Genomic DNA, 23,972 nt, shown 5'->3' on the forward strand with positions numbered 1-23,972 from the left:
CTCTCTCTACTTACGGCGAACAATGCTGGTTAACATCGCTGCCGTCCATACCGATTGTCACCAAGTGACCCTGCGTCACACCGAAAAAGGAGATCCTCCAATGAGCCTCAAAGAACAATTCGACGCCGCCGTTGCAGCATCCAAGCAACTGCCCGAGCGCCCGGACAATATGACCTTGCTCAAGCTCTACGGCCTCTACAAGCAAGGCAGCGCCGGTGATGTGGAAGGCTCGCGCCCCGGCTTCACCGATATGGTGGGCCGCGCCAAGTTCGACGCCTGGGCCGCCCTCAAGGGCACGAGTACCGACGAAGCCCAGCAGCAATACATCGATTTGATCGAGTCGCTCAAATAAGCAGCGCGTCCCGCGCCACTGCGCCGGCCTCAGGCCGGCTTTTTCTTGGCCGGCTTGCTCGGCTCGGCGGCCAGCAAGGCGTCCAGCTCTTTCTGGATCTCGCCCTCGATGCTGGACTTGAAGGCCCCAAGCAGCAGGCCCAGCTTGGCGTGCAGATCGAAGTGCTTGGCGGCCACCACCAGCTCACCCTTAACGCCGGAGCGGCTGAATTCCACCGTGTCGCTGCTCTTGCCTTCGAGCACGGTGCATTCCATATCGAATTTGGCCTCGACCTGCTCGGCCCAGGCCCAGGCGATTTCGCGGGCGCGCTTGAGGCCCAGTTCATGGTCTCGGTGGATGCGGATATCGGCCATGATTTTCAGTCTCCAGGCTGGTGATTCTTGGTAGGTAACAGCAATTGCTGCTGGCGCTGTGATTTTGGCAGGGCCGCCAGGCGCTGCACCTCGGCATAAAAGCGCGGCCAGTCGCCGCCCTGGGCGTCCAGCAAGGCCTCGAAGGCGGGGCTCAGCTCGTTATAGGCCGCCAGCAGGGCCAGGCTGGCGTTATTGGCCTGGGCCGCCCAGGCCCCCAGGCCTGGCTCGGCGCGCAGGGCCCGCATCAGCTCGGCCTTGGCGCTGCGCTTCTCGGCCTCGCTCAGCGGGCCACGGTAAAGCGCCTCCAGCTGCGCCCGGTAGCGGCCGGCCAGGGCACGAAAGCGCTCGCGCCCGCGCTGCCGCCCCTCATAGGCCTCGCGGGCCGGCGCGTCGGCCCGCTGCGCCAGCCAGGCCTGGGCGCCGCGCCGCTCCACGGCCGTGGCAAAGGCCTCGTTGAAGGCCGTGTCGTCGGCCACATAGACCAGTTGGTGGGCCAGCTCATGAAAGATCAGGCCGGCCAGCTCGCCCTCGGGGTAGCGGATGAAGCTGCTCAGCAAGGGGTCGCCGCCCAGCCAATTGCTCCAGCCCAAGGTGGAATAGGCCGGCACAGGGTAGACCAGCACCTCCAGCCCGGGCTCCTCGGCCTGCAAAGCCCGCGCATAGGCCTGCGCCTCGGCCGGGTCGAAGTAACCGCGATAGCCCACGCAGCCCATCAGCGGGAAACACCAGGTCTTGAGCCGCAGGCTCAGCTCGGGCGCGGCCACCACATTCCAGACCACGGCCTCGCGCCGCAGATCGGCATAACGCCGATAGCTGGCGTTGTCGGGCAGCTGCAGCTGCTGGACGGAGAACTCGCGCAGGCGCTGGGCCAGGCGCAGGCGCTCGCCCAGCTCGGCGCTTGTCTGCGGGTCTTGCAGCAAGCGCTCCACCGGCTGGGCCGAGGCCAGCAAGCGCAGATGCCCGCCCGCCGACTGGCTCAGATAAGCCAGTTGGGCGCAGCCTGACACCCCGGCCAACAGCAGCGCCGCCGCCAACAGCGCCAGCAGCTTGCGGCCCGGCTTCATCATCAGGCGGCCAGCGCTTCCAGCTCCACCAGGCAATCGTAGAAGCTCGGCGCCTGGCCCATATCGGTGAGGCCCTGATGGGTCACCTCATTGACATTGCTGCCGGCCGCGCCCAGCTTGCGCCACCACACGCCCAGGCCGTTGACCACGCCGGGCCGGGCCCGCGCGCTGACGGCCAGGCGGCAGACATAGCTGCCGCGGTCGTTGAAGACGCGCACCATGGCGCCGTCCTGCAGGCCGCGGGCGGCGGCGTCCTCGGCGTGCACCTCGACCAGGGGCTCGCCTTCGATATCGCGCAAGCTCTTCACATTGACGAAGCTGGAGTTGAGGAAGTTGCGCGCCGGCGGCGAGATCATGGCCAGTGGGTAGCGCCGCGCAAGATCAGGGTTAGAGGCCCGGCTTTCGTAATTGGCCACATAGTCGGCGCCGGCCGCCTGCACCCGGCCATTGGCCGTGGGGAAGCCGCCGGCGGCAAAAGGCGCGTCGGCCAGGGGCAGGCTTTGCCAGCCCTGGGCCCGCAAGGCCTCGAAGTCGATGGCGGAGGTGAAGGCCTGGCGCGCCAGCTGCTCGTCCGTCTCGGCAAAGCAGGGCTCGGTGAACCCCATGGCGGCGGCCAGCTCGCGGAAGATCTGGGTATTGGACTTGGCCTCGCCGATGGGCGCGATGGCTTGCTCGTTGATCAGCACATCGGTATGGCCATAGCTGGTGTGCACATCCAGATGCTCCAGCTGGGTGGTGGCGGGCAGGACGTAATCGGCCAGATCGGCGGTGTCGGTCATGAAGTGCTCCAACACCACGGTGAAGAGGTCGCTGCGCGCAAAGCCGCTCACCACCTTGGGCGACTCCGGCGCCACGGCCACCGGATTGCTGTTGTAGACGATCAAGGCCTCAATCCTGGGGCCGAAATCGGCCGAGGACGGGCGCAGCAAGTCGTCGCCTATCGTGCTCATATTGATGATGCGCGGCTCGGGGCCTTGCAGCAGCTCGGGTTTTTCCAGCCGGGCCGAGTTCTTGAAGGGCGCGACCCAGCCCGAGGCCGACAAGAGCAGGCCACCGGCACGGTTGCGCCAGGCGCCGGTCAGGCAGGGCAGCAAGGCCACCAGGCGCACCGCATTGCCGCCGCCGCGCACCCGCTGCATGCCGTAGTTCAGGCGGATGGCGGCCGGCTGGGTCTGCCCATAGTCGCGCGCCAGCTGAACCACCTCCTCGGCCGTGATGCCGCAGACCTCGGCCACCCGCTCGGGCGGCCATTGCAGGGCGCGGGCCTTGAGCTCGTCCCAGCCGTCGACATGGGCGTTCAGATAGTCGTGGTCCAGCCAGTCGTGCTGGATCAGCTCATGCATCAGGCCCAGGGCCAGGGCGCCATCGCTGCCGGGCAGCAGGGCGATGTGCTGATGGCATTTATCGGCGGTCTCGGTCTTGCGTGGATCGATGCAGATCAGCTTGGCCCCCGCCCGCTTGGCCTGGTTGGCGAAGGTCCAGAAATGCAGATTGGAGGCGATCGAATTGCTGCCCCAGATCAGGATCAGCTTGCTCTCCGCAAAAAAGGGCAGATGCATGCCCACCTTGTGGCCGTAGGTGGCCGTCATGGCCGCGCCGCCGGCACCGGCGCAGATGGTGCGATCCAGGCGCGAGGCCCCCAGGCGGTTGAAGAAGCGGGCCGAGATGCTCTCCCCCTGGATCAGGCCCATGGTGCCGGCATAACTGTAAGGCAGTATGGCTTGCGGATCGCGGGCGGCAATCGCCTGCAGCCGGGCGGCGATATCGTCCAGGGCCTCGCGCCAGCTAACGGGCTCGAAGCGCGGTGCCTCATGCTTGGCGCTGACGCGCTTGAGCGGGCGCAACACGCGCTCCGCGTGATAGGTGCGCTCCGCATAACGCGAAACCTTGGTGCACAGGGCGCCATGGGTGCTGCGGTGCTCGGCCGCGCCCTGCACCTTGATCACCCGCTCGTTCTCGACGGTGATCTTCAGCGCACAGGTGTCGGGGCAGTCGTGCGGGCAGGCGCCCTTGACGACGCGAGAGGCAGACTGGGACGCAGACGGGGAGAGGGGCGAGTAAGGGTCGGCTTGGCTCATCCCTCTACTATTGCACAGCGCCAAAAGCGCCGGCATTCACAGTCTTATCCGCAGCTCGCCCGGCGCGGAATTCGCACATGATCAGCGCCTAAAGATGATCAGAATCCGCAGGGAGCTACCATGACTTTTCTTTCCTCCACCAGCCTGCGCACGCGGGTGCTGACGGGCTTTGGCCTGACCATGGCCGTGATGATGCTGGCCGCCGCCCTGGGGCTGATGCGCGTGGCCACCCTCAGCGACCGGTTGGAATCCCTGGTCGCCAACGAAGTACGGGCCCTGGACCTGGCCCGCCGCTGGGCCGGCCTCACCGAGGCCAATATCCAGCGCCGCATGGTGCAGATGGTGGTGGAGGACAAGGCCTTTGTGGAAGCCTTCACCAGCAAGAGCAAGGTGGTCTCGGCCACCATCGAGCAGTTGCAGAAAGAGGTGGACCTGCTCAGCCAGTCCGAACGCAGCAATGCCTTGCACGAACAAGTCATGAACACCCGCAAGCAGTACCAGGCGCTGCGCGACTCCCTCTACAAGCAGACGGCTGCCGGCGAGGACGGCAAGGTCCGCATCGTCAAGGAGCTGATCCCGGTGATGAACCAGTATCTGGAGGCGCTGGGGGCCTATGCCGACAATATGCAGGCCGAACTGCGCAACGCCGTGGACCAAGCCACCCAGGAGGCCCGCCATGCCCGCAACCTGACCCTGGCCATCCTGCTGGCGGCCATCGCCTGCGGCGCGGTCATCGCCATCGTCATCACCCGCTCGGTCACCGAGCCGGTGTCGGCCGCCCAGGAAGTGGCCCAACGCATTGCCACCGGCGATCTGTCCGGCCAGTTGCAGGTCCAGGGCCAGGACGAGCTGGCGCGGCTGCAACAGGCCTTGAGCGATATGCAGGGCCAGCTGCGCCTGACCATGGCCGATGTGCGCACCGCCGCCGAGCAGGTGCAGACCAGCTCCTCCGAGATCGCCTCCGGCAGCCTGGACCTGTCCAACCGCACCGAGCAGGCCGCCAGCAGCCTGGAGCAGACCGGCGCGGCCCTGCAGCAACTGACCCAGACCGTCAACGACAATGCCGGCGCCTCCCGCCAGGCCGACCAGCTGGCGGCCAGCGCCGCCGGCGTGGCCCAGCAAGGTGGCGCCATGGTGCAACGCGTGGTCGAGACCATGAGCGACATCCAGCGCGCCTCGGGCAAGATCGGCGACATCATCGGCGTCATCGACGGCATCGCCTTCCAGACCAATATCCTGGCCCTCAATGCCGCCGTCGAGGCGGCCCGGGCCGGCGAGCAGGGGCGCGGCTTTGCCGTCGTGGCCGCCGAGGTGCGCAGCCTGGCCGGCCGCAGCGCCCAGGCCGCCAAGGAGATCAAGACCCTGATCTCGGAAACCATCGCCCAGGTGGAGCGCGGCAGCGATCTGGTCTCGCAGGCGGGCAGCAAGATCACCGAGGTGGTCGGCAGCGTGGAGCGGGTGACGACGGTGATCTCCGGCATTGCCGGCCAGTCCGGCAGCCAGGCCACCACCTTGAATGAAATCGGCCAGGCCGTGCAGCAGCTGGACCAGATGACGCAGCAAAACGCCGCCCTGGTGGAACAAAGCGCCGCCTCCGCCGAAAGCCTGCGGGAGCAAGCCGGCCGCCTGCTGTCCACCGTCTCGCAGTTCCGCCTCGGCTGAGTCAGACCGGGCCGGTCGCAATAAATTGAAACAAGCGTCGCGCCCTAGCGTCAAGCCTTCACGGACAGCACCCTCCAGCCATCAAAATGCGGGGCGCCGGCAGGATCATCCCGACCCTGCACCACCCCATCGTCTTGAGGGAGCCCCACTTGCAAAGAAGACAAATCCTCAGGCAAGGCCTGAGCGGCCTGGCTGCTCTGAGTATCAGCGGCCTGTCCCGGGCCGATGAGAAGCGCGCCATCGTGCTGGGCCAGTCCGCCGCGCTGAGCGGCCCGACGGCCCAGCTGGGCCTGCAGATGCAGGCCGGCGCCAGACTCTTCTTCGACGCCCTGAACGCGAGCGGCGGCGTGAACGGCCTGCCGGTCGTGTTGAAAAGCCTGGACGATGGCTACGAGCCCGAGCGCTGCAAGGCCAATACCGAGGCCTTGATCGCCGACGAGGTCTTCGCCCTGTTCGGCTATGTGGGCACGCCCACCTCGCTGGCCGCCCTGCCCCTGGTCAACACGGCCAAGATCCCCTTCTTCGCGCCGCTCACCGGCGCGCAAGCCCTGCGCGAACCCTTCAGCCGCTGGGTCTTCCATCTGCGTGCCTCGTATAACGACGAGATGGCACTGATCGTCAAACAGCTGACCCAGCTGGGCCTGAACCGCATCGCCGTCTTCCATCAGAACGACAGCTATGGCCAGGCCGGCCTGAACGGCGCCCAGCTTGCGCTCAAGGCGCAGGGCCTGGCACCCACGGGGGTGGCCACGGTGGAACGCAACTCGGTCGATGTGGCCAAGGCGGTGAAGGCGCTGATCCAGGGCCGCCACCCCGAGGCCATCGTCCTGGTCAGCGCCTACAAGAGCTGCGCCGCCTTCATCCGCGAGGCCCGCAAGGCCGGCTATGGCGGCCTGATCTACAACGTCTCCTTCGTCGGCACCCAAGCCCTGTCGGACGAGCTGGGCCGCGACGCTGCCGGTGTGGCGGTCAGCCAGGTGATGCCCTACCCCTACGGCACGGCCTCCGGTGTGGTGGCCGAGTACCAGGCCGCCCTGCGCAAGGCCGGCGGCGACGCGCGCCCCAACTACACGGCCCTGGAGGGCTATCTGGCCGCCAAGGTCATCAGCGAAGGCCTGCGCCGCATGGGCAGCAAGCCCAGCCGTGAGGGCCTGGTGACGGCGCTGGAATCCATGCACGACTTCAACGCCGGCGGCTTCCGCGTCAACTTCGGCCCACACGATCACCAGGGCTCGGGCTTTGTGGAGCTCTCGCTGCTGACGGGGGATGGCAAGGTCAGGCATTGAGGGGCGGCGGGGCGCGGGTAAACTCGAAACCAGGGCGCGCCAACCAGCTCCGTGCTCGCTGGCGCTGCGCATTTTGAGGAAGCGCCATGAAGCTGATCGACACCATTCTGAGCGATGCCCCCGGCATCCAAGCCCTGCGGCGCGACATCCACGCCCACCCCGAGCTGTGTTTCCAGGAGCAGCGCACCGCCGATGTGATTGCCAAGGCCTTGACGGAATGGGGCATCCCCGTGCACCGCGGCCTGGGCAAGACCGGCGTGGTGGGCATCGTCAAGAACGGCACGTCGACCCGCGCCGTGGGCCTGCGCGCCGATATCGACGCCCTGCCCATGACCGAGCACAACAAGTTTGCGCACGCCAGCACCTACCCCGGCAAGATGCACGCCTGCGGCCACGACGGCCACACGGCCATGCTGCTGGCGGCGGCCAAGCATCTGGCCACAAACCGCAATTTCGACGGCACGGTCTACTTGGTCTTCCAGCCCGCCGAAGAAGGCGGCGGCGGCGCACGCGAGATGATCAAGGACGGGCTGTTCGAGCTTTTTCCCATGGAGGCCATCTTCGGCGCGCACAACTGGCCCGGCATGGCGGCCGGCGAGTTCGCCGTCAAGAGCGGGCCGGTGTTCGCCTCCAGCAATGAGTTCTTCATCACCCTGCGCGGCAAGGGCGCGCATGCGGCCATGCCGCATCTGGGCATTGATCCGGTGCCGGCGGCCTGCCAGATGGTGCAGGCCTTCCAGACCATCATCACCCGCAACAAGCGGCCCATCGATGCCGGCGTGATCTCGGTCACCACCATCCATGCGGGCGAGGCCACCAATGTGATCCCGGACGCCTGTCATCTCGAGGGCACGGTGCGCACCTTCACGCTGGAGACCCTGGACCTGATCGAGCGCCGCATGCAAACCGTGGCGCAAAGCATTGCCGAGGCCTTTGAGCTGGAATGCGAGTTCCGCTTCAAGCGCAATTACCCGCCCACCATCAACCACGCGGCCGAGACCGAGTTCGTGCGCCAGCAGCTCAGCGCGATGGCCGGCCCCGACAAGGTGCAGGAATTCGAACCCACCATGGGCGCCGAGGACTTCAGCTTCTTTCTGCAGCAGACGCCGGGCTGCTACTTCCTGATCGGCAATGGCGACGGCAGCCACCGCGTCGGCGGCCACGGCCTGGGGCCCTGCATGCTGCACAACCCCAGCTATGACTTCAACGACGCGCTGATCCCCCTGGGCGGCTCCATGTGGGTGCGCCTGGCCGAGGCCTGGCTGAACCGGCCACAGCCATGAAGACCGAATTTGACGCCGCCCAGGCATCGAGTTATTTCTCGGCCAGCTATGCCGAGGCCCGCGCCAAATTCATCGCCGCCGCCGAGGCCGCCGGCCTGGACGTCGAACCGCACTGGCACCCCTTGCTGGGCCGCGAGGGCGAGCGCCTGGCCATGGACATCGTGCGCCAAGGGGCACCCAAGGCGCGCAAGCTCTTGATCATCAGCAGCGCCTGCCACGGCGTGGAAGGCTTTTGCGGCTCGGGCATTCAAACCGCCTTGCTCAGCGACGCCGGCTGGCGGGCCGCCGTGCGGGCGCAGCCCGAGCTGGCCGTGCTCCATATCCACGCCCTCAACCCCTGGGGTTTTTCCTGGCTGCGCCGGGTCACGCAGGAGGGGGTGGACCTGAACCGCAATTTCCACGACTTCGCCCAGCACGCCCCGCTGCCGGCCAACCCGGGCTACGAAGAAATCGCCAGCGCCCTGCTGCCCCCGCACTGGCCGCCCACGGCCGCCGACGAGGCGCTGCTGGCCGACTACGCCGCCCGCCACGGCGAGGCCGCCCTGCAGCAAGCCATCAGCGGCGGCCAGTACACGCATGAGCTCGGCCTGTTCTACGGCGGCCATGCGCCGACCTGGAGCCAGCAGACCCTGCGCCATGTGCTGCAAGAACAAGGCGCCGGCGCCAGCGACATCGCCTGGATAGATCTGCACACCGGCCTGGGGCCTAATGGCCATGGCGAGCGCATCTTTGCCGGCTCGGCGCAAGACCCCGGTCAACTCGCCCGCGCCCGCGCCTGGTGGGGGCCCGAAGTCACCTCGCTGGCCGAGGGCAGCGCCAGCTCCGCGCCCCTGGTGGGCCTGATGTGGCCGGTGATAGCAAGTTGCTGCCCGCAGGCCCGCTACACCGGCATCGCGCTGGAATTCGGCACCGTGCCGCTGAAAGCCATGATCGATGCCCTGCGCGCCGACCACTGGCTGGAGGCTCACCCCGAGGCCTCTGCAGATCAGCTGCGCAGCATCAAGCAGCAGATACGCGACGCCTTTTATATTGACAGCCCCGCATGGAAACAAGCCCTGCTGCGCCAGGCCTTTGAGGCCGCGCAGCAGGCATTGAATGGTCTCGCAACAAATCATGAGCAGTAACAACACCCTCCCCCCCGACGCCGCCCAGGTCCAGCAGGAAACCCAGGCCTGGCTGGAGAAGGCCGTCATCGGCCTCAATCTCTGCCCCTTTGCCAAGAGCGTGCATGTCAATCAACGCCTGCGTTATGTGGTCAGCGCGGCCAGCACGCCGGAGGACTTGCTGAAGGAGCTGGCCCGCGAGCTGCTGGCCCTGAAGCGCGCCGACCCGGACGAGATCGAGACCAGCTTGCTGATCCACCCCCAGGTGCTGAACGACTTCCTGGACTTCAACGACTTCCTGGGCGCGGCCGACGCCTTGGTGGAGGACCTGGCGCTGGATGGTGAGCTGCAGATCGCCAGCTTCCACCCGCAATACCAGTTCGCCGGCACCGAGGTGGACGAGATCAGCAACTACAGCAACCGCTCGCCCTACCCCACGCTGCATCTGCTGCGCGAGAGCAGCATTGAGCGCGCCACCGAGACCATGGCCGACACCGATGCGATTTACGAAGCCAATATGGCCACGCTGGAGAAGCTGGGGCTGCAAGGCTGGAAGGCGCTGGGCCTGAAAGCCTGAGCCGCTGGCGCGGCGGCAAAAAAACACTCACCCCAATCAGGGACAAGCCAGCCCGGCCGGGCGTGGCAGGAGTAAAAGCGCTGAACACCCACCAGCCCAGCAGGAGTGCAGCCCATGACCACCCAGCCCGACCTCGCCGCCAGCGCCGAACTGCCCTACCACGCCCTGCCCCTGGCCCGCAGCCAGCGCGCGCCACGCCTGCCCATGCCCGAGGTCAACGCTCGCCTGAGCGACCCGGCGCTGAGCCTGATGACCTCGTTCCGCTTCGCGCCCTGCGTGATGGCCGATCAAGGCGACGGCGTGGACCAGACCCTGCACATGATGTTGCGCGCCCGCGTGCATATGAGTTTTGTCACCGGCGTGGACGGTGCCGTCATCGGCCTGGTCACGCGGGACGACTTGGCCAGCGAGAAGCCGGTCCAGCGGGCCCTGGCCGACCATGTGCATCACGAGGATCTGCGCCTGGATCACCTGATGACGCCGGTCGGTGACTGGCAGGTGCTGGAGCGCGCCACGGTCGAGAAGGCCAGCGTCGGCGATGTGGTGCAGACGCTGATGCAGCTGAGCCAGCCCTATCTGGTCGTCATTGACCCGCATGCCGAGGGCCCGCGCCTGCACGGCCTGTTCTCGGCCCGCCGCCTGGAGGCGGCCCTGGGGCTGCGCATTCCGCAAGGCATTCAGTCGCAGAACTTTGCGGAGCTGGGGGCGGCGCTGCGGCCCTAGGAACCCGCGGCATGGGTGGCCCGGGGCGAAGCCCTCTGTCACCAGCTTTTCACGCCACCCTGTCACGCTCCCGTCTTCGTCGCCCCTGCCGGGGGGCGGCAGCAAGAAGACGCGAAGAGCCCCCTATGCCTCCTGGTTTCCACCTGCTGATCGCGGCTCAGTTCGCCTCGGCGCTGGCGGACAACGCCTTGTTGATCGTCACCATCGCCCTCTTGCAGGAACAGGGCTCGCCCGCTTGGTGGGCGCCTTTGCTGAAGTTTGGCTTCACCTTGTCCTATGTGCTGCTGGCCCCCTTCGTCGGGCCGCTGGCCGACGCCATGCCCAAAGCGCGGCTGATGGCCTGGATGAATGGAGTCAAGCTGCTGGGCGTGGCGGCCCTGCTGCTGGGCCTCGCACCCGTGCTGGCCTTCACCTTGATCGGCTTTGGCGCCGCCGCCTATGCGCCGGCCAAGTACGGCCTGGTGACCGAGATGGTCGCGCCCCAAGACCTGGTGCGGGCGAATTGCTGGCTGGAGGTGTCCGTCGTGGGCGCAGCGCTGCTGGGCGTGGTGCTGGGCGGCCTGCTGGTCAGCCCCTGGCTGCTGCAACAAGCGCTGTGGGTGACCCTGGCTCACGGGCTGAGCCCGGGGAGCGGGCTGAGCGGCTCCATGCTGGCGCTCAGCCTGGTCTACGCCCTGGCCAGTGTGCTCAATCTGGGCATACCGGACAGCGGCGCCCGCTACCCCGCTTGCGCAAGCCTGCAGCCACGCGCCCTGCTGCAGGACTTCTGGCGCGCCAACCGCCTGCTGTGGCGGGACCGCGAGGGTGGCCTGTCCCTGGCCGTCACCACCCTGTTCTGGGGCGTGGGCGCCACCTTGCAGTTTGCCGTGCTGCGCTGGGCCGCCGATGTGCTGGGCCTGGCGCTGGACCGGGCCGCCCTGCTGCAGGCGGCGGTGGCCGTCGGCGTCGTCCTGGGCGCGGGCATCGCCGGGCGCTGGGTGCCGCTGGCCGCGGCCAAGCAGATGCTGGTCTGCGGCGTGCTGCTGGGCCTGCTGATTCCGGCGGTGGGCATGAGCCGGCAGCTGAGCCTCACCCTGCCCTTGCTGGTACTGGTGGGCCTGGTGGGCGGCCTGCTGGTGGTGCCGCTCAATGCCCTGCTGCAGCACCGGGGCTTTTGCCTGCTCAGCGCCGGCCGCTCCATCGCCGTGCAGGGCTTCAACGAGAACGCCAGCGTGCTGGCCATGCTGGCCGTCTACGCGGCCTTGCTGGCCATGGATGTGCCCATAATCACGCTGATGTGGGGCTGGGGCCTGGCGATCGCGCTGGCGATCGTGGGCCTGATGGCGCGTGAAAGACGGCGAACCGTCAAACCACCGAGCGCCGCGTCGTCAGCAGCGGCAGGCCCTGGGGCGCCTGGGCGCGCAGCATGACGGCGTCCAGCACGCCTTCGAAGCGGGCGACGATGCTGGCCCAGTCGAGCTCGCGTGCGGTGGCGCAGGCTTTTTCACCCATCTGACGCACACCGGCCAGGTCGCTGGCGGCCAGCGATGCGGCCCGCGCGAAGGCGGCGTTATCGTCCATGGCGACCAGCACGCCGTTGTCGCCGCTGCGGATCAGCTGGGCCGCGGCGGCGTAGTCAAAAGCCAGCACCGCCAGGCCGCTGGCCATGGCCTCGGTGGTGACATTGCCAAAGGTCTCGGTCAGGCTGGGGAAGAGGAAGAGATCGCCGGACGCGTAATGCGCGGCCAGGTCCTCGCCCTTGCGCTGGCCGGCAAAAATGGCTTGCGGCAGGCTGGCCTGCAGCTCCGCCTGCTGCGGGCCGCTGCCCACCACCACCAGCTTGGCGCGCGGCCTCCTGGCCTGCACGGCGGCAAAGGCCGTCACCAAGGTGGCCAGATTCTTCTCCGGCGCGATGCGGCCCACATAGATACAGACCAGATCGTCCTCGCCCGCCCCCCATTGCTCGCGCAGGGCGGCGCTGCGGCGCTGCGGCGTGAACTGCGCGATGTCCACCCCGCGCGAGACCACGCTGAGCTGCTTGAAGCCGCTGGCCTCCAGATCGCGCCGCAAGGCCTCGGTGGGCACCATGGTGCATTGGCAGCGGTTATGGAATTTGCGCAGATAGGCCATGATGGGCTTGTAGAGCCAGCCGATGCCGTAGTGGCGGCTGTAGGCGTGGAAGTTGGTGCGGAAGTCCGAGCACACCGGCAGCTTCAGATGCTGCGCCGCCTGCAGCGCCGACCAGCCCAGGGCGCCCTCGGTGGCGATGTGCACCACATCCGGCCGCTGCACCGACCACAGCTGGACCAGGGCCCGCTTGGAGGGCACGCCCATGCGCAGATTGGGGTAGCGCGGAATGGGCAGGCCGCGCATCAAGACCTCGTGGAAACGCGGGCCGCGCTCGGCCGCATCGCCGGCTTCCTGGCGCGGCCGAATCAGCTGAACATCGTGGTTACGTTTGTGCAGGCCGTCAACGATGCGCGCGATGGTCATGGCCACGCCATTGACCTCGGGCGGATAGGTCTCGGTGACGAAGGCGATGCGCAGCGAACGCTGGGCCGCAGCCAGTTGGTCCACCACGATGCCAGGGTTCTGTTCGCTGCGATGTTCGGTATTCATGGCCCCATCCTGCCGCGGCTGCATAACAGTTCGATGACAAGCCACCGTCACGCAGATTTCACGCGGGCCCGTCACCATCGCGTCACGCCGCCCCTGCCGGGGCCGCGCCTTGCCTGATGCTTATCCACTCCAACAAGAGGCCGCCACGTGAAGGAACTTCTGAACACACTCGCCGTGCAGCGCTGGGACGATCACCGCTACTACCACCACAGCCGCATCAACCAAAGCCTGCACCTGCTCAGCGCCATCTGCTTTCTCATCTCCTACGCCCTGCTCTTCGTCGACCCCGCCAAGGCCGCGCTGCTGGCCTGGTGTGTCTCCATGACCAGCCGCCAGGCCGGGCATTTCTTCTTCGAGCCGCGCGGCTATGACCATGTCAACCAGGCCAGCGATGCGCACAAGGAAGAAATCAAGATCGGCTACAACATCCAGCGCAAGATCGTGCTGCTGGCCGTCTGGGTGGCCCTGCCCGCCCTGCTGTGGCTGCAGCCCTCGCTCTTCGGCCTGATCACGCCGGCCACGGACTTGCAAGGCTTTTTGCACGATGTGGGCATGGCCTGGCTGGCCCTGGGTGTGGCGGGCCTGGTGTTCCGCGTCCTGCAGCTATGGATTCAGCAGAGCTTTATGACCGGTTTCGCCTGGGCCACCAAGATCATCACCGACCCCTTCCACGACATCTACCTCTATCACAAGGCCCCGCTGCACCTGCTGCGCGGCGAGCTGATCGACCCGATGGAGCATGTGAAGACGCCGGGCTGAGCGCCCCGCCAGGAAAAGCGGCCCCTGGCTTGCGGGGCCGCGCTTTGATTCAAGCCTGGCCGCGCCACTGCCCTAACTCCCGCCACTTGGCGCCCAGGGTCTCGCGCAGGATGCCGCGCCGGATGCTCTTGTTGCTCAGGCCCGCGTCCTGCCACCACCAGCCCTCGCGCTGCATGGTTTGCGCGGCGGCGACAAAGCGCTGCAAGACCGCCTCGAAATCGGCCTCGCTGTAATTGAGGCTGAAGATGAAACGCCCCGTGCCCACCCAACTCAGAGCCAGACCTTGTTCCCGCAAATAGAACTGCAGCATCCAGTTGTAGCGCGAGGGCCGCGTGTACATCACCGTCCAGATCGATTGCAGATTGGCCACCCGCAGCGGCAGGCCGGCCGCCTGCAGCGCCGCGTTGAGGCGCTGGGCACGGGCGTTCCAGATGCCGTCGAGATCGGCATACAGGGCCTGCAGCTGCGGGCTCTCCAGCCGGTCCAGAAAGACCTTCATCGCCCCCATCACATAGGGGTGGGCATTGAAGGTGCCGCGGGCAAAGCAGATATCGGCCGGCCGCTCCTCGCGGAAGCGCTTCATCAGATCGGCCCGGCCGCAGACCACGCCCACCGGCAGGCCGCCGCCCAGGGTCTTGCCATAGACCACCATATCGGCGCGCACGCCGAAGTAGGCCTGTGCGCCGCCCGGTGCCAGGCGGAAGCCCATGAAGACCTCGTCAAAGATCAGCACGATGCCGCGTGCCGTGCAGACCTCGCGCAGGCGCTGCAGCCAGGCGGTGTAGGCCGCGCGGTCGAAGCCGGCGCTGCGGCCGCTGTCCAGCAAGGACGAATCCCCCGGCGCGCCCTTGTTGGGGTGCAGGGCCTGCAGCGGGTTGACCAGCACGCAGGCGATATCGCGCCGGCTCGCCAGCACCTTGAGGCTGGCCTCGGACATATCCTGCAAGGTATAGGTCTCACGCGGCGGCAGGGGGTTGCCGGGGCCGGGCTGCACATCCTCCCACCAGCCGTGATAGGCGCCGCAGAAGCGCACCAGATGGCGGCGGCGGGTGTGATAACGCGCCAAGCGCACGGCCTGCATCACGGCCTCGGTGCCCGACATATGGAAGGAAACCTCGTCCTGGCCCGAGATGCGCTTGAGCCTGGCCACGTTCTCCAGCACGCAGGGGTGGTAGGCGCCCAGCACCGGGCCGAGCCTGTGGGTCAGGGCGATGCCCTCGTCCACGCAGCTGCGGTAGAAGTCATAACCGAACACATTGACGCCGTAGGAGCCGGCCAGGTCGTAGAAGCGCTGGCCGTCCAGGTCTTCCAGCATCACCCCGTCCGAGGCCTGCAGAAAGCTGCCGGTCTTGAGGTGCTGGCGCAGAAAGCGGCTGTACTGGAAGGGCACGCGGTAGCTGCCGGTGAACTGCAGATCGGAGATGCCCACGCCGGCCTCGCTGGAAGCGGCGATGCTCTTGGCATGGCGCTCGCCCAGCACGGCGCTGAGGCGATAGAAGCCTTGGCTGCGCTGCGCCGCGACGGCGGCGGGCGCGGCGTCCGAGGCGAAGAACCGGGCCTCGTCGTAGGCATAGCCGGGGATCAGACCCGCCAGGCGCTTGGCCATGCGCGAATGGCCGGCCAGGGAGCGGTGCTTGGCGCGCGAGAGCTGCAGCCGCCGCCGCGCCTTGGGCAAGGCCAACAGCAAGGCGGCCAGGGCCAGGGCGGAGAGGGCGAAGGTTTCATCCATAAAGGCCGGCGTCCTTGGTCTTTGAATCGATTGATGAAGAAACGAAGAAATCCTGTCTTGGCGGCGCGCAAGCGCGCCGGCCACGCGCCACCGTATCCAACTGAATTGACAAAGTGATGAAACCAAGCGAGATCACAAACTCCCCTCTGCGCCGCCTGCTGCAGCAGGAAGACCTGAACTTCCTGCTCACCAACCGCATTCCCCGCATCGCGCTGACGAAGCTGATGGGCCGCTTCAGCCAGATCCGCAATCCGCTGATCTGCCGCGCCTCCATCGCCGTGTGGAAGCTGTTCACCGAGCTGGACCTGTCCGACGCCAAACAGCAGCGCTTTGCCAGCCTGCACGACTGCTTCACCCGCGAGCTGAAACCCGGCTCACGCAGCATCGACCACCGAGCCGACATCCTCAGCAGCCCTTGCGACGCCATCGTCGGCGCCTGCGGCCGGGTCGAGGGGCGGCAGGTTTTCCAGGCCAAAGGCTTTCCCTATGCCATGCAGGATCTGTTCGGCCCCAGCCAGGACTGCAGCGCTTTTCAGAACGGCAGCTTCATCACCCTGCGCCTGACCTCGGCGATGTACCACCGCTTCCACGCCCCGGCGGACTGCCGGGTGGAGCATGTGACCCATATCGCCGGTGACACCTGGAACGTCAATCCCATCGCGCTCAAACGGGTGGAGCGCCTGTTCTGCCGCAACGAGCGGGCGCTGCTGCGGGCGCGCATACTCAGCGGCCCGGCGGCCGGCCAGCCCATCGCCATCGTGCCGGTGGCGGCCATCCTGGTGGCCAGCCTGCGCCTGCACTTTCTGGACCTGCTGTTACACCTGGGCTATCGCGGCGCCAATGAGCTGCCCTGCGATGCCGTATTCAACAAGGGCGAGGAGATGGGCTGGTTCCAGCACGGCTCCACCATCATCGTCTTTGTGCCGGCAGGATTCGAGTTATGCGAAGGGATCGAATCCGGCGCCCGGATCCGCATGGGTCAGGCCTTGCTGCGGGCCCTGGGCTGAGGGGCTGCAAGTGGCTGACCTTCAATCCAGCGGCGCAGCCGCGGGCCCAGCGTCTTCTCGACGCGGACATGGATCTGCCAGCCCATGGCCCCGACCAGCAGCGTGGTCAGCAACAGCGACAGCGGCATGCTGTGGCTGAGCGTTAGCAACCGCTGATAGACCATGGCGCCAAAGTACTGGTGCAGGATGTAGACCGGATAGGTCAGCGCCCCCGCCACCGCCACCCAGCGCATCGGTGGCAGGCGCCAGCGCTCCAGCGCGATCAGCGTGAAGACGGCGTAGACCGCCGTGATGAGGCCGGCCACCACCCAGGCGTCGGTCTCGCGCCAGAGCGTGGCCCAGTGCAGATCGGCCACCGCGTCCTGCCAGGCATAGGCCAGGGCCAGGGCCAGGCTGGCCAGCAGGGTCAGCAGCCGGCGAAGATTGAAGCCGCCCTGGGTGCGCACCAGAAAGAAGATACCGCCGGCCACGAATAGCGGCGCCCATTTGGCGTCCAGCCAGAACTGCAGCGGCCAGGCCGGGCGGAGCAGATTGGCCAGGCTGATGGCCAGCCAGCCCAGCATCAAGGCCTCGATATGGCCCAGCAACTTGAAGCGCAGCAGCAGCCAGATATAGATGTAGAAGTGCAGCTCCACCGCCAGCGACCAGTAGGCCGCGTCGATATAAGGCACGCCGAACCACTGCGGCACCATGCTCAGATTGACGAGGTATTGCGGCCATGTGCTCATGAAGCGAGCGTCCCCCAGCAGCCAAGCCGTCAAGGCCGTGATGCTGGCCGCCACCCACAGGGCCGGGTAAAGCCGCGCCACCCGCGAGGCGGCAAAGTTGCGCGGCGTGGCCCCCTGGGCCGACATCAGGATCACAAAGCCGCTGATGACGAAAAACAGATGCACGCCCAGATAGCCGAAGCGCAGCACCGCGTCCAGGGCCGGCACCAGGGCCTCGGGCATCCAGCCCACGCGGGGCGAGCGCGAGAGGTAGTGAAAGCCCAGCACGGCCAGGCAGGCCAGGCCGCGCAGCAGATCGATCTCGTGAAAACGTTGGGCGGATTTGGGATTCATGGGCTTGTTGCCTGGCATTGTGCGGCCGGCGGCAGGGCCGCCGCCAGGACCTGGCTCAGGCGCCGGTAGCCGGCCGCCGACAAATGCACGCCATCGCCGGCCGCGAAGCCGGGCTGCAGCAGGCCCTGCCCATCGGCCAATTCAGTCAGGGGCAGAAACTTGCAAGCCGCCCGCTGCGCGCACAGCGCGGCCAGGCGCCGATTCAGGGCCGCTTGACGCTGGGCCAGGGCCGTGGCCTGCGCGGGCGGCGGCAGGGCCAGCAGCAGCATGGGGCGGGCCACCGGCAGCTGGCTCAGCACCTGAGCCATGCGGGCGGCCGCCTGCTCGGGCGAGGCACCCTGGGCCAGATCATTGCTGCCGCTGAGCAGAATCAGCAGCCCCGCCTGCTGGAGCGAGGTGTAAGCGGCCAGGCGCGGAGCCAGGCGTTCGGCCGGCTCGCCGGCGATGGCGAAATTGGCCCAGGCCACGCCCCGGCAGGGCAGGGCCGGCAGGGATTGCAGATGCGAGTCACCAAAGAGCAGCAGCGCGCCCGCGGGCAGCGCCGCCTCGCCGCGCAGCTGCAAGGCCGTCAACATCGCCTCGTAGCGCAGCTGGGCCGGATCGGGCTGCGCCCACAGGGCGTTCAAACGCCAGCGCAAGCGCTCTTGCAAACCCTCAAACTCAAGCGGCCGCAACCAGGCCCAGGCCAGCATGGCCGCCGCGCCCAGGGCCAGCAAACTCAAGCGGCGCAGCCAGCGGCTCATGGGGTGAGTTCAGCGCTCGGACAAGGCCAGGCGCAGGGCCAGGCCCAGAAAGACGGTGCCGGCCAGGCGGTTGAGGGCTTGCTGCGCGCGCGTCGAGCGCTTCAGCAAAGCGCTGACGGTGCCGGCGAAATAGGTGATGGCGCCGAAGGAGAGCAAGGTTGCGGCGATGAAGAGCAGGCCCAGTTGCACGATCTGCCAGGCCACCGGGCCGCGCGAGGCGTCCACAAACTGGGGCAGCAGGGCCAGAAAGAAAAACACCACCTTGGGATTGCTCAGGTTCATCACCACGCCACGGCCCAGCATGGCCCTCATGCTGCTGCGGCCTCGGGCTTCAAAAGCCAGCGGCCCCACCGGCGCCCGCAACACCTGCCAGGCCAGATAGGCCAGATAGGCCGCGCCCACAAACTTCAGCACCGTGAAGGCCAGGGCCGAGGCCGCGAACACCGCCGCCAGGCCCAGGGCAATCGCCGCCGTGTGTACCAGCAAGCCGATGCACAAGCCCAGCACGACGAAGAAGCCCGCACGCCGGCCCTGGGTGGCGGACTGCATCAGCACGAAGACATTGTCCGGCCCGGGCGTGAAGCCCAGCAGCAAGGCCAGGCCGAAGAAGGTGATGGCGGTTTGTAGAGTCAGCATGGCAGGGGCTCAGAGGGAAGACGCGAAATCAATAGGCCAGCGTAAAGCGCTGGCCCTTGAAGGCCAGCACGGCGCTGCGCAGGCGGATCTGCTCCAGCGTCAAGTTGGGCGCGATCTTGTCGCCCTCGTGCCAGACCTGGGAGTTGATGATGAGCATGCGGTTGGCGGGGGTGTCGGAGTACATGGCCCCGCCCGTCACCAGGGGCGGCAGTTCGCGGCGCAGCGCTTCGGGCAGCCCGTCCTTGCTGGGCAGAGGGCCTTCTGCCGTGGGCGCTTGGGCTGCCGGCGCGGCCTTGGTGATGGGCTGAGGCACAGCGGCCACGGCCACTGGGGCCGGCGCTGGGGCCGGTGCCGAGGGCAAAGCAACGGTCACCGGCGGCACGGCCGGCGCCTGGGTCAGGGGCGCAGGCTGCTGTGCTTGCGTCTGGGTCTGCGCCCGTGGCGCCACCTGCGGGCCGCTGCTCGCTGCCGGCTCGCCACCACGGGGCCAGAAGTACAGGCCCAGCGCCAGCAAGCCCAAGACCAAGGCCAGCAAGATCAGCCAGAGCACCAGGCGGGAGGCCTTGGCCGCCCCCTCTTCGCCGGCCGCCAGGGGCCGGGCCGCGGCCGTGGCCTGGCCGTGCAGCGTGGGCAGGCTGCCCCGCTCCCGCTCGGACTCGGCGCGCCGCAAGGCATCAAGAATGTAGGACATAGGCTTTGTAGGGGCTCGTCAAGGCAGGGCTTGCAAACGCGGCTCGGCCACACCGGCCACCCGGTTGAGCTGCATCAGGGTGACGGGGCCGGCCAGGCCGTCGCGCTCCAGGCCCTGGCTGCGCTGGAAGGCCGCCACCTTGGCGCGGGTCGCGGCATCGTATTTTTGCGCGGGCGGCGTCGTCGCGGCAGACATGGGCTCGCCGCGAGCCTTGGCCAATTGGGCGCGCAGCCAGTCCAACATGGGGCCCGGCGTGATGTGGCCGGCATAGCCCGGCGGCTGGCGCCACAAGGTGGCGTAGTCGCCCCGCCATTGCTGGCCCAGCTCCAGCAGGCTCAGCGTTTGGGCCGGCCCACCCGCGCTGCTGCGCACCAGCGCGGTTTGCGCGCCAAGGCCCAGCAGCAGCAGTTGATAGGGCTGGCCGGCCTCGTCCTGCAAGCTCAAGAGCGTGGGCCGGTCCAGCAGACGCAAGAGCGCCAGGCTGCCGCCGCTGCCTTGATAACACAGCACTTGCTCGGTTTGCGCCAGGGCCTGGCAGGGCTGGGCCACCGCGGCCACGGCCTGCAATTGCCACAGCGCGGCCAGCTCGCGCCAGGCCTGCGCCTCTTCGCGCAGACCGGCTTGGATCAGGGCGGGGGTCACCGAGGAGGCCGCGGCAGCAGCGAGGGCTGGCGCCGGGCTGCTGGCAGCGCTTGCCGCGCTTGCAGCAGCAGCCGCAAGGGCTGAGGCCGAGCTTGCTGCCGCCACCGCCGCAGGCGCCACGGCCGGCCGGCCGACCACCGGCTGCTTGGCCAGGCTCCAAGCCAGCGCCGTGGCCAGGGCCAGGCCAGCAAGCCCGCCGCCGGCCCAGACCCAAGGCCGGCCGCCAGGGGCTGGACGGCCTTCGAACACCTCGGCGGCCGCGCGCTGCAAGGTCTTGCGATCCACCCGCGAACGGCCCTGGGCATACGCCCCCAGCAGGGCGCGATCACAGAGCAGATTGATGCGGCGCGGCACGCCGCGTGACAGCTGGTGGATGCGGCGCAGCACGCCGCGCTCGAAAGGCAGGCTGCGCTCCAGGCCGGCCACGCCCAGGCGATGGCTGATGTATTGCGCGGTCTCGGCCTCGGACAAGGCCTGCAGATGGAAGCGCGCGATCACTCGCTGCGCCAGCTGCTCCAACTCGGGCGCGGCCAGCATCTGGCGCAGCTCGGGCTGGCCGATCAGCACGATCTGCAGCAGCTTGCGCTCCGAGGTTTCCAGATTCGTCAGCAGGCGCAGCTGCTCCAGCACCTCGGCGGAAAGGTTCTGCGCCTCGTCGATGATGAGCACATTGTTCTGCCCCACCGCATGGGTGCGCAGCAGGAACTCGTTGATGGCGTCGACAAAAGGCTTGAGCGCCGGCTCGCCCTTCAGCCCGGTGCCGATAGCCGGCAGCGGGGGCATGGGAATATGGAACTCCTCGCACACCGTCTGCAAAAGCTCGGGCACGCTCAGCTTGGGGTTGAAGATGTAGGCCACATTGCAGTGCTTGGGAATCTGCTGCAAAAAGCAGCGGCACACCGTGGTCTTGCCCGCCCCGATCTCGCCCGTCAGTAAGACAAAACCGCCGCCGCCGCGCAAGCCATACAGCAGATGCGCCAGAGCCTCGCGATGCCGCTCGCTCATGAAGAGGTAATGCGGGTCGGGCGCTATCGAAAAAGGCGCTTGCTTGAGGCCAAAGAATTTCGCGTACATGGGTGGGCGCGGCAACGCCAGAAACAGGACAGGGGCTGTGGCTGCGCATCCTAACCTGGGTGGGTGGGTGAGCGACGCGAGGCGGCCGTGGTGGAGGAAATTGCCCGCGGCCGCAGCCGCCGTCAAAACCGGCAAGCGCCACGGCCAAAGGCTCGCTGCGGGTGAAAGATCCCCTTGCAGGCGCCTCAATCGAAGCCGAGCCATGCTGCAAAATACCGGTCTGTTATTGCAGTACAGAATGCAGAATTCAATCAAAATCTCTATGCCCGACAAGGTCTTGGCTCCACCCCAGACCGCCTGTTATTGGCGACAGGGGTTTTTACGGCGACTGGCTTTTGTCGCTCGATAAGAAAGTTAGAGCGCAGCAACACCGAGCCGTCATGCACCAATCTCCGCAATTCTCGGCCAGCGAATGGATTCAGATCTCATATCCGTCTGAGCCGGACTGGTCGATCACTTCAGATGAAGTGCTCGTCGAGCTAGTGGAAACGCACTGCTCGGAGCAATCGTGCGCCACGATTGCTATCGGCCTACTTGCCGCACGCGGGCATCCGCGAGCCGAAGACCTGGCGCGTTGGTTGTTAAATGAGCCTGACGCGGACAAGTGGCTAAAGGATAGTGCGAACGATGTCCTGAATCGAGGGCGCGATGGAGCTTAGTGCGATGTCGCGCTCTAACAAGTCATCCCAGCGGAATCCTAACGGCGCCGCTGAATTCTAAAGTTAGCCTTCACAATCACAGCCTATGCCCTTCCGAGACAACAAGAAGCCCAAGTTCGAGGACAAGGAGTTCACGGCGGACGTCAGCAATGAAGACTTCACACGCCACGACATGGTGCGCGTGTTCGCGGTTGGCAAGGTGTTCACCAAGATCAGCTTCAAGCAAGCCAACTTCTTGGGCTGCTATTTCCGGAATTGTCGCTTTATCGAATGCGATTTCACTGGTGCATTTGTCAAGGAAACAAATCTTCGGGGGTCCCAGTTCGAGAACTGCACTTTCCGATATACAGCCTGGGAAAAGTCTCACCTTGACGATGACTTCCTCGACCGTTGCCTTCCTAGCGAGGAAAACCTCGCCAGAGACTTGGTCAGGTCGTTGCGGGTCAACTTCGCCGAGATTGGAAACTACGAGGCGGTAAACAGGGCAGCGTCCATCGAAGTTCACTTGACGGGACAACACCTGTACAAGGCGGCCTACTCGAAAGAGTCCTACTATCGATCCAAATACAAGGGCGGGGAGAGACTCTCCCATGCAGCCCAACATGCTCGGTGGAAAGTTCTTGACCTTCTCTGGGGCAATGGTGAGAGCATCGTACGCATCTTGATTAGCTGCTCTCTCGCCATACTTGCAGTCTCGGCCCTTTATTCTCGCGAGGCAAAACTCTCGTTGGCTGACGCACTCATGGAGTCCATCTGGCAGTTTTGGGGGAAGCAGTACGCGCAGGCCATGCCACCGATCTATGCGCTCGCACTTACCATCACTCAGTTTGTTGCGTTCGGTCTGTTCATGGCGATACTGGTCAAGCGCCTATCACGTAGATGACTCACGAAATCTACATATTCGGTTCAATGACAAGAGGAGAAGTCTCCTCGTCGTCAGATGCGGACGTCCTAGTAATACAGGACAACTCAGAGCCGGATTCATTCCCACCGTCTTGGAGCGTGTACTCCAAGAAGACCATAGAGACATACTTCGCAGCCGGCAGGCTGTTTGCATGGCATCTGCATCTTGAAGCAGTCCGAATCTATCCTCGGTCGGGGTCTGGATTCCTTGCACTTCTCGGCGAGCCTGCCCCCTACTCTTCTCTGGCCGAAGACCTCGCGGACTTGCGTCTTCTCCTAGAGAATTCCATGGTCGAACTTCGGAACGACTCACCTAGTCCGATCTACGAACTTGGCCTCGCATACACGGCGATTCGCGACATTGCAATGGCAGCCTCTTGGTCAATGTTGGCAAAGCCCTCGTTCAGCCGGTACGCGCCATACGAACTTCCTGTGCGATGCCCTTTGCCCCTTACCGTTTACGAGACTGCCATGCGAGCGCGGCATGCATCTACCCGAGGCACAGCAGAGCCAAGCGAATACGACCTCGCAGCCAACCACCTAAAGGCCTCTCCAATCCTGGAATGGGCCGAATCAGTTCGGAGTGAAGCTTGTCCAACACTTTTTTGAGCAAAGTCGTCGCCGAGCGCGCTGCGCTGGCAGTCATAAATCGAAGCTACTCCGGCAATCGCCAGTTGACCGGCTTGTCATCGCCCGCAATTGAACAATGGCGAAGCAAAGTCGCTTTGCCGGCTGGTCACCTGCTGGTACAGACCCTTGTGAGACTTGGGGATGTCGCTCAAACACTTTCAAACAAAAGCAATGAGTCATTCATGCCGCTTACGGCTGAAGTGAAGGTCACGCTAGATCAACTCATGGCGCAACTGACAGCACAAGTCAAAGCGCTGCACAGTGAAGGCTCTTAAGAAACACCATTCAAGTGTCTGATCTTGAATAGGTTTTTTCAGGCCGCGACGTCAGCCGTTACAAGTTTCATCCCCATCTTGTTG

General features: G+C 66.3%; 23 protein-coding genes. 13 read left to right on the forward strand and 10 right to left on the reverse strand.

Features of this window, described 5'->3' with window-relative positions:
• The first annotated feature begins 100 nt into the window (after positions 1 to 100).
• Complete coding sequence (locus HNP55_RS21735) at positions 101 to 352, forward strand: acyl-CoA-binding protein (RefSeq protein ID WP_184304112.1); 252 nt, start codon at positions 101 to 103, stop codon at positions 350 to 352.
• A gap of 29 nt (positions 353 to 381) precedes the next feature.
• Here the strand turns inward: HNP55_RS21735 and HNP55_RS21740 are convergent, their stop codons facing one another.
• Genes HNP55_RS21740 through HNP55_RS21750 form a run of 3 tightly spaced genes read right to left on the reverse strand, consistent with a single transcriptional unit; the run spans position 382 to position 3,847 of the window.
• Entirely contained in the window at positions 382 to 705 is a 324-nt protein-coding gene (locus HNP55_RS21740) for a polyhydroxyalkanoic acid system family protein (protein WP_184304115.1), read from the reverse strand.
• 5 nt (positions 706 to 710) lie between these two features.
• Entirely contained in the window at positions 711 to 1,772 is a 1,062-nt protein-coding gene (locus tag HNP55_RS21745; RefSeq protein WP_184304117.1) for an aminopeptidase, read from the reverse strand.
• On the reverse strand, positions 1,772 to 3,847 hold the full coding sequence (locus HNP55_RS21750) for a molybdopterin-dependent oxidoreductase (protein WP_184304119.1): 2,076 nt from the start codon (positions 3,845 to 3,847) through the stop codon (positions 1,772 to 1,774). The genes HNP55_RS21745 and HNP55_RS21750 overlap by 1 nt, the downstream gene beginning before the upstream one ends.
• 120 nt (positions 3,848 to 3,967) lie before the next feature.
• Between HNP55_RS21750 and HNP55_RS21755 the strand changes: the two genes are divergently transcribed.
• From HNP55_RS21755 to lplT, 7 genes are all read left to right on the forward strand, one after another.
• Positions 3,968 to 5,509 carry a methyl-accepting chemotaxis protein gene (locus HNP55_RS21755; RefSeq protein ID WP_184304121.1) on the forward strand — a complete coding sequence of 514 codons (1,542 nt, stop codon included), beginning with the start codon at positions 3,968 to 3,970 and terminating at the stop codon, positions 5,507 to 5,509.
• Positions 5,510 to 5,658: 149 nt separating this feature from the next.
• Entirely contained in the window at positions 5,659 to 6,795 is a 1,137-nt protein-coding gene (locus tag HNP55_RS21760; protein WP_246448576.1) for an ABC transporter substrate-binding protein, read from the forward strand.
• A gap of 86 nt (positions 6,796 to 6,881) precedes the next feature.
• Complete coding sequence (locus HNP55_RS21765) at positions 6,882 to 8,078, forward strand: M20 aminoacylase family protein (RefSeq protein WP_184304124.1); 1,197 nt, start codon at positions 6,882 to 6,884, stop codon at positions 8,076 to 8,078.
• Positions 8,075 to 9,202, forward strand: a complete 1,128-nt coding sequence (locus HNP55_RS21770) for a M14 family metallopeptidase (protein ID WP_184304126.1) — start codon at positions 8,075 to 8,077, stop codon at positions 9,200 to 9,202. Before HNP55_RS21765 ends, HNP55_RS21770 begins: the two co-directional genes overlap by 4 nt.
• Positions 9,192 to 9,758, forward strand: a complete 567-nt coding sequence (locus HNP55_RS21775; RefSeq protein WP_184304128.1) for a DUF1415 domain-containing protein — start codon at positions 9,192 to 9,194, stop codon at positions 9,756 to 9,758. The genes HNP55_RS21770 and HNP55_RS21775 overlap by 11 nt, the downstream gene beginning before the upstream one ends.
• A gap of 114 nt (positions 9,759 to 9,872) precedes the next feature.
• Positions 9,873 to 10,481, forward strand: coding sequence for a CBS domain-containing protein (locus HNP55_RS21780; RefSeq protein WP_184304130.1), 609 nt, complete (start codon positions 9,873 to 9,875; stop codon positions 10,479 to 10,481).
• A gap of 125 nt (positions 10,482 to 10,606) precedes the next feature.
• A complete protein-coding gene (gene lplT / locus HNP55_RS21785) occupies positions 10,607 to 11,890 on the forward strand; it encodes a lysophospholipid transporter LplT (RefSeq protein ID WP_184304132.1) in 1,284 nt (427 codons plus the stop codon).
• Here the strand turns inward: lplT and HNP55_RS21790 are convergent.
• Entirely contained in the window at positions 11,826 to 13,079 is a 1,254-nt protein-coding gene (locus HNP55_RS21790) for a glycosyltransferase family 4 protein (protein ID WP_184304134.1), read from the reverse strand. The two genes, lplT and HNP55_RS21790, sit on opposite strands and share 65 nt — an antisense overlap.
• 147 nt (positions 13,080 to 13,226) lie before the next feature.
• On the opposite strand from HNP55_RS21790, the gene HNP55_RS21795 reads away from it, so the two are divergent.
• Entirely contained in the window at positions 13,227 to 13,838 is a 612-nt protein-coding gene (locus HNP55_RS21795; protein WP_184304136.1) for a hypothetical protein, read from the forward strand.
• 49 nt (positions 13,839 to 13,887) lie between these two features.
• On the opposite strand, the gene HNP55_RS21800 is transcribed toward HNP55_RS21795, so the two are convergent.
• Positions 13,888 to 15,567, reverse strand: a complete 1,680-nt coding sequence (locus tag HNP55_RS21800) for an aminotransferase class III-fold pyridoxal phosphate-dependent enzyme (protein WP_184304137.1) — start codon at positions 15,565 to 15,567, stop codon at positions 13,888 to 13,890.
• Positions 15,568 to 15,683: 116 nt separating this feature from the next.
• Between HNP55_RS21800 and asd the strand changes: the two genes are divergently transcribed.
• Entirely contained in the window at positions 15,684 to 16,574 is an 891-nt protein-coding gene (gene asd, locus HNP55_RS21805; RefSeq protein WP_184304139.1) for an archaetidylserine decarboxylase, read from the forward strand.
• Here the strand turns inward: asd and HNP55_RS21810 are convergent.
• Genes HNP55_RS21810 through HNP55_RS21830 form a run of 5 tightly spaced genes read right to left on the reverse strand, consistent with a single transcriptional unit; the run spans position 16,547 to position 21,421 of the window.
• Complete coding sequence (locus HNP55_RS21810) at positions 16,547 to 17,635, reverse strand: acyltransferase family protein (RefSeq protein WP_184304142.1); 1,089 nt, start codon at positions 17,633 to 17,635, stop codon at positions 16,547 to 16,549. The two genes, asd and HNP55_RS21810, sit on opposite strands and share 28 nt — an antisense overlap.
• Positions 17,632 to 18,378 carry a GDSL-type esterase/lipase family protein gene (locus HNP55_RS21815; RefSeq protein WP_184304144.1) on the reverse strand — a complete coding sequence of 249 codons (747 nt, stop codon included), beginning with the start codon at positions 18,376 to 18,378 and terminating at the stop codon, positions 17,632 to 17,634. The genes HNP55_RS21810 and HNP55_RS21815 overlap by 4 nt, the downstream gene beginning before the upstream one ends.
• Before the next feature lie 9 nt (positions 18,379 to 18,387).
• A complete protein-coding gene (locus HNP55_RS21820; protein WP_184304146.1) occupies positions 18,388 to 19,014 on the reverse strand; it encodes a LysE family translocator in 627 nt (208 codons plus the stop codon).
• A gap of 28 nt (positions 19,015 to 19,042) precedes the next feature.
• Positions 19,043 to 19,705 (reverse strand): general secretion pathway protein GspB, encoded by a 663-nt coding sequence (locus tag HNP55_RS21825; RefSeq protein WP_184304148.1) that lies wholly within the window; start codon positions 19,703 to 19,705, stop codon positions 19,043 to 19,045.
• Positions 19,706 to 19,723: 18 nt separating this feature from the next.
• Positions 19,724 to 21,421: an ExeA family protein gene (locus tag HNP55_RS21830; protein ID WP_184304150.1), complete on the reverse strand. Its 1,698-nt coding sequence runs from the start codon at positions 21,419 to 21,421 to the stop codon at positions 19,724 to 19,726.
• 744 nt (positions 21,422 to 22,165) lie between these two features.
• Between HNP55_RS21830 and HNP55_RS21835 the strand changes: the two genes are divergently transcribed.
• The 3 genes from HNP55_RS21835 to HNP55_RS21845 are packed head-to-tail and all read left to right on the forward strand — an operon-like array spanning position 22,166 to position 23,888.
• Positions 22,166 to 22,963: a pentapeptide repeat-containing protein gene (locus tag HNP55_RS21835; protein ID WP_184304152.1), complete on the forward strand. Its 798-nt coding sequence runs from the start codon at positions 22,166 to 22,168 to the stop codon at positions 22,961 to 22,963.
• Positions 22,960 to 23,592 (forward strand): nucleotidyltransferase domain-containing protein, encoded by a 633-nt coding sequence (locus tag HNP55_RS24905; RefSeq protein ID WP_184304154.1) that lies wholly within the window; start codon positions 22,960 to 22,962, stop codon positions 23,590 to 23,592. The genes HNP55_RS21835 and HNP55_RS24905 overlap by 4 nt, the downstream gene beginning before the upstream one ends.
• The gene (locus HNP55_RS21845) at positions 23,574 to 23,888 is read left to right on the forward strand and encodes a hypothetical protein (protein ID WP_184304156.1); all 315 of its coding nucleotides are present in this window, start codon (positions 23,574 to 23,576) and stop codon (positions 23,886 to 23,888) included. Before HNP55_RS24905 ends, HNP55_RS21845 begins: the two co-directional genes overlap by 19 nt.
• Positions 23,889 to 23,972 lie beyond the last annotated feature (84 nt).

It is taken from the genome of Roseateles oligotrophus (assembly GCF_014204525.1).
Classification (GTDB): domain Bacteria; phylum Pseudomonadota; class Gammaproteobacteria; order Burkholderiales; family Burkholderiaceae_C; genus Paucibacter_A; species Paucibacter_A oligotrophus_A.

Excerpts from the sequence above, each read along its gene's own strand:
- HNP55_RS21735 (WP_184304112.1), top strand. The coding sequence starts at position 101 with ATGAGCCTCAAAGAACAATTCGACGCCGCCGTTGCAGCATCCAAGCAA.
- HNP55_RS21740 (WP_184304115.1), bottom strand. The coding sequence starts at position 705 with ATGGCCGATATCCGCATCCACCGAGACCATGAACTGGGCCTCAAGCGC.
- HNP55_RS21745 (WP_184304117.1), bottom strand. The coding sequence starts at position 1,772 with ATGATGAAGCCGGGCCGCAAGCTGCTGGCGCTGTTGGCGGCGGCGCTG.
- HNP55_RS21750 (WP_184304119.1), bottom strand. The coding sequence starts at position 3,847 with ATGAGCCAAGCCGACCCTTACTCGCCCCTCTCCCCGTCTGCGTCCCAG.
- HNP55_RS21755 (WP_184304121.1), top strand. The coding sequence starts at position 3,968 with ATGACTTTTCTTTCCTCCACCAGCCTGCGCACGCGGGTGCTGACGGGC.
- HNP55_RS21765 (WP_184304124.1), top strand. The coding sequence starts at position 6,882 with ATGAAGCTGATCGACACCATTCTGAGCGATGCCCCCGGCATCCAAGCC.
- HNP55_RS21770 (WP_184304126.1), top strand. The coding sequence starts at position 8,075 with ATGAAGACCGAATTTGACGCCGCCCAGGCATCGAGTTATTTCTCGGCC.
- HNP55_RS21775 (WP_184304128.1), top strand. The coding sequence starts at position 9,192 with ATGAGCAGTAACAACACCCTCCCCCCCGACGCCGCCCAGGTCCAGCAG.
- HNP55_RS21780 (WP_184304130.1), top strand. The coding sequence starts at position 9,873 with ATGACCACCCAGCCCGACCTCGCCGCCAGCGCCGAACTGCCCTACCAC.
- lplT (WP_184304132.1), top strand. The coding sequence starts at position 10,607 with ATGCCTCCTGGTTTCCACCTGCTGATCGCGGCTCAGTTCGCCTCGGCG.
- HNP55_RS21790 (WP_184304134.1), bottom strand. The coding sequence starts at position 13,079 with ATGAATACCGAACATCGCAGCGAACAGAACCCTGGCATCGTGGTGGAC.
- HNP55_RS21800 (WP_184304137.1), bottom strand. The coding sequence starts at position 15,567 with ATGGATGAAACCTTCGCCCTCTCCGCCCTGGCCCTGGCCGCCTTGCTG.
- asd (WP_184304139.1), top strand. The coding sequence starts at position 15,684 with ATGAAACCAAGCGAGATCACAAACTCCCCTCTGCGCCGCCTGCTGCAG.
- HNP55_RS21810 (WP_184304142.1), bottom strand. The coding sequence starts at position 17,635 with ATGAATCCCAAATCCGCCCAACGTTTTCACGAGATCGATCTGCTGCGC.
- HNP55_RS21815 (WP_184304144.1), bottom strand. The coding sequence starts at position 18,378 with ATGAGCCGCTGGCTGCGCCGCTTGAGTTTGCTGGCCCTGGGCGCGGCG.
- HNP55_RS21820 (WP_184304146.1), bottom strand. The coding sequence starts at position 19,014 with ATGCTGACTCTACAAACCGCCATCACCTTCTTCGGCCTGGCCTTGCTG.
- HNP55_RS21825 (WP_184304148.1), bottom strand. The coding sequence starts at position 19,705 with ATGTCCTACATTCTTGATGCCTTGCGGCGCGCCGAGTCCGAGCGGGAG.
- HNP55_RS21830 (WP_184304150.1), bottom strand. The coding sequence starts at position 21,421 with ATGTACGCGAAATTCTTTGGCCTCAAGCAAGCGCCTTTTTCGATAGCG.
- HNP55_RS21835 (WP_184304152.1), top strand. The coding sequence starts at position 22,166 with ATGCCCTTCCGAGACAACAAGAAGCCCAAGTTCGAGGACAAGGAGTTC.
- HNP55_RS24905 (WP_184304154.1), top strand. The coding sequence starts at position 22,960 with ATGACTCACGAAATCTACATATTCGGTTCAATGACAAGAGGAGAAGTC.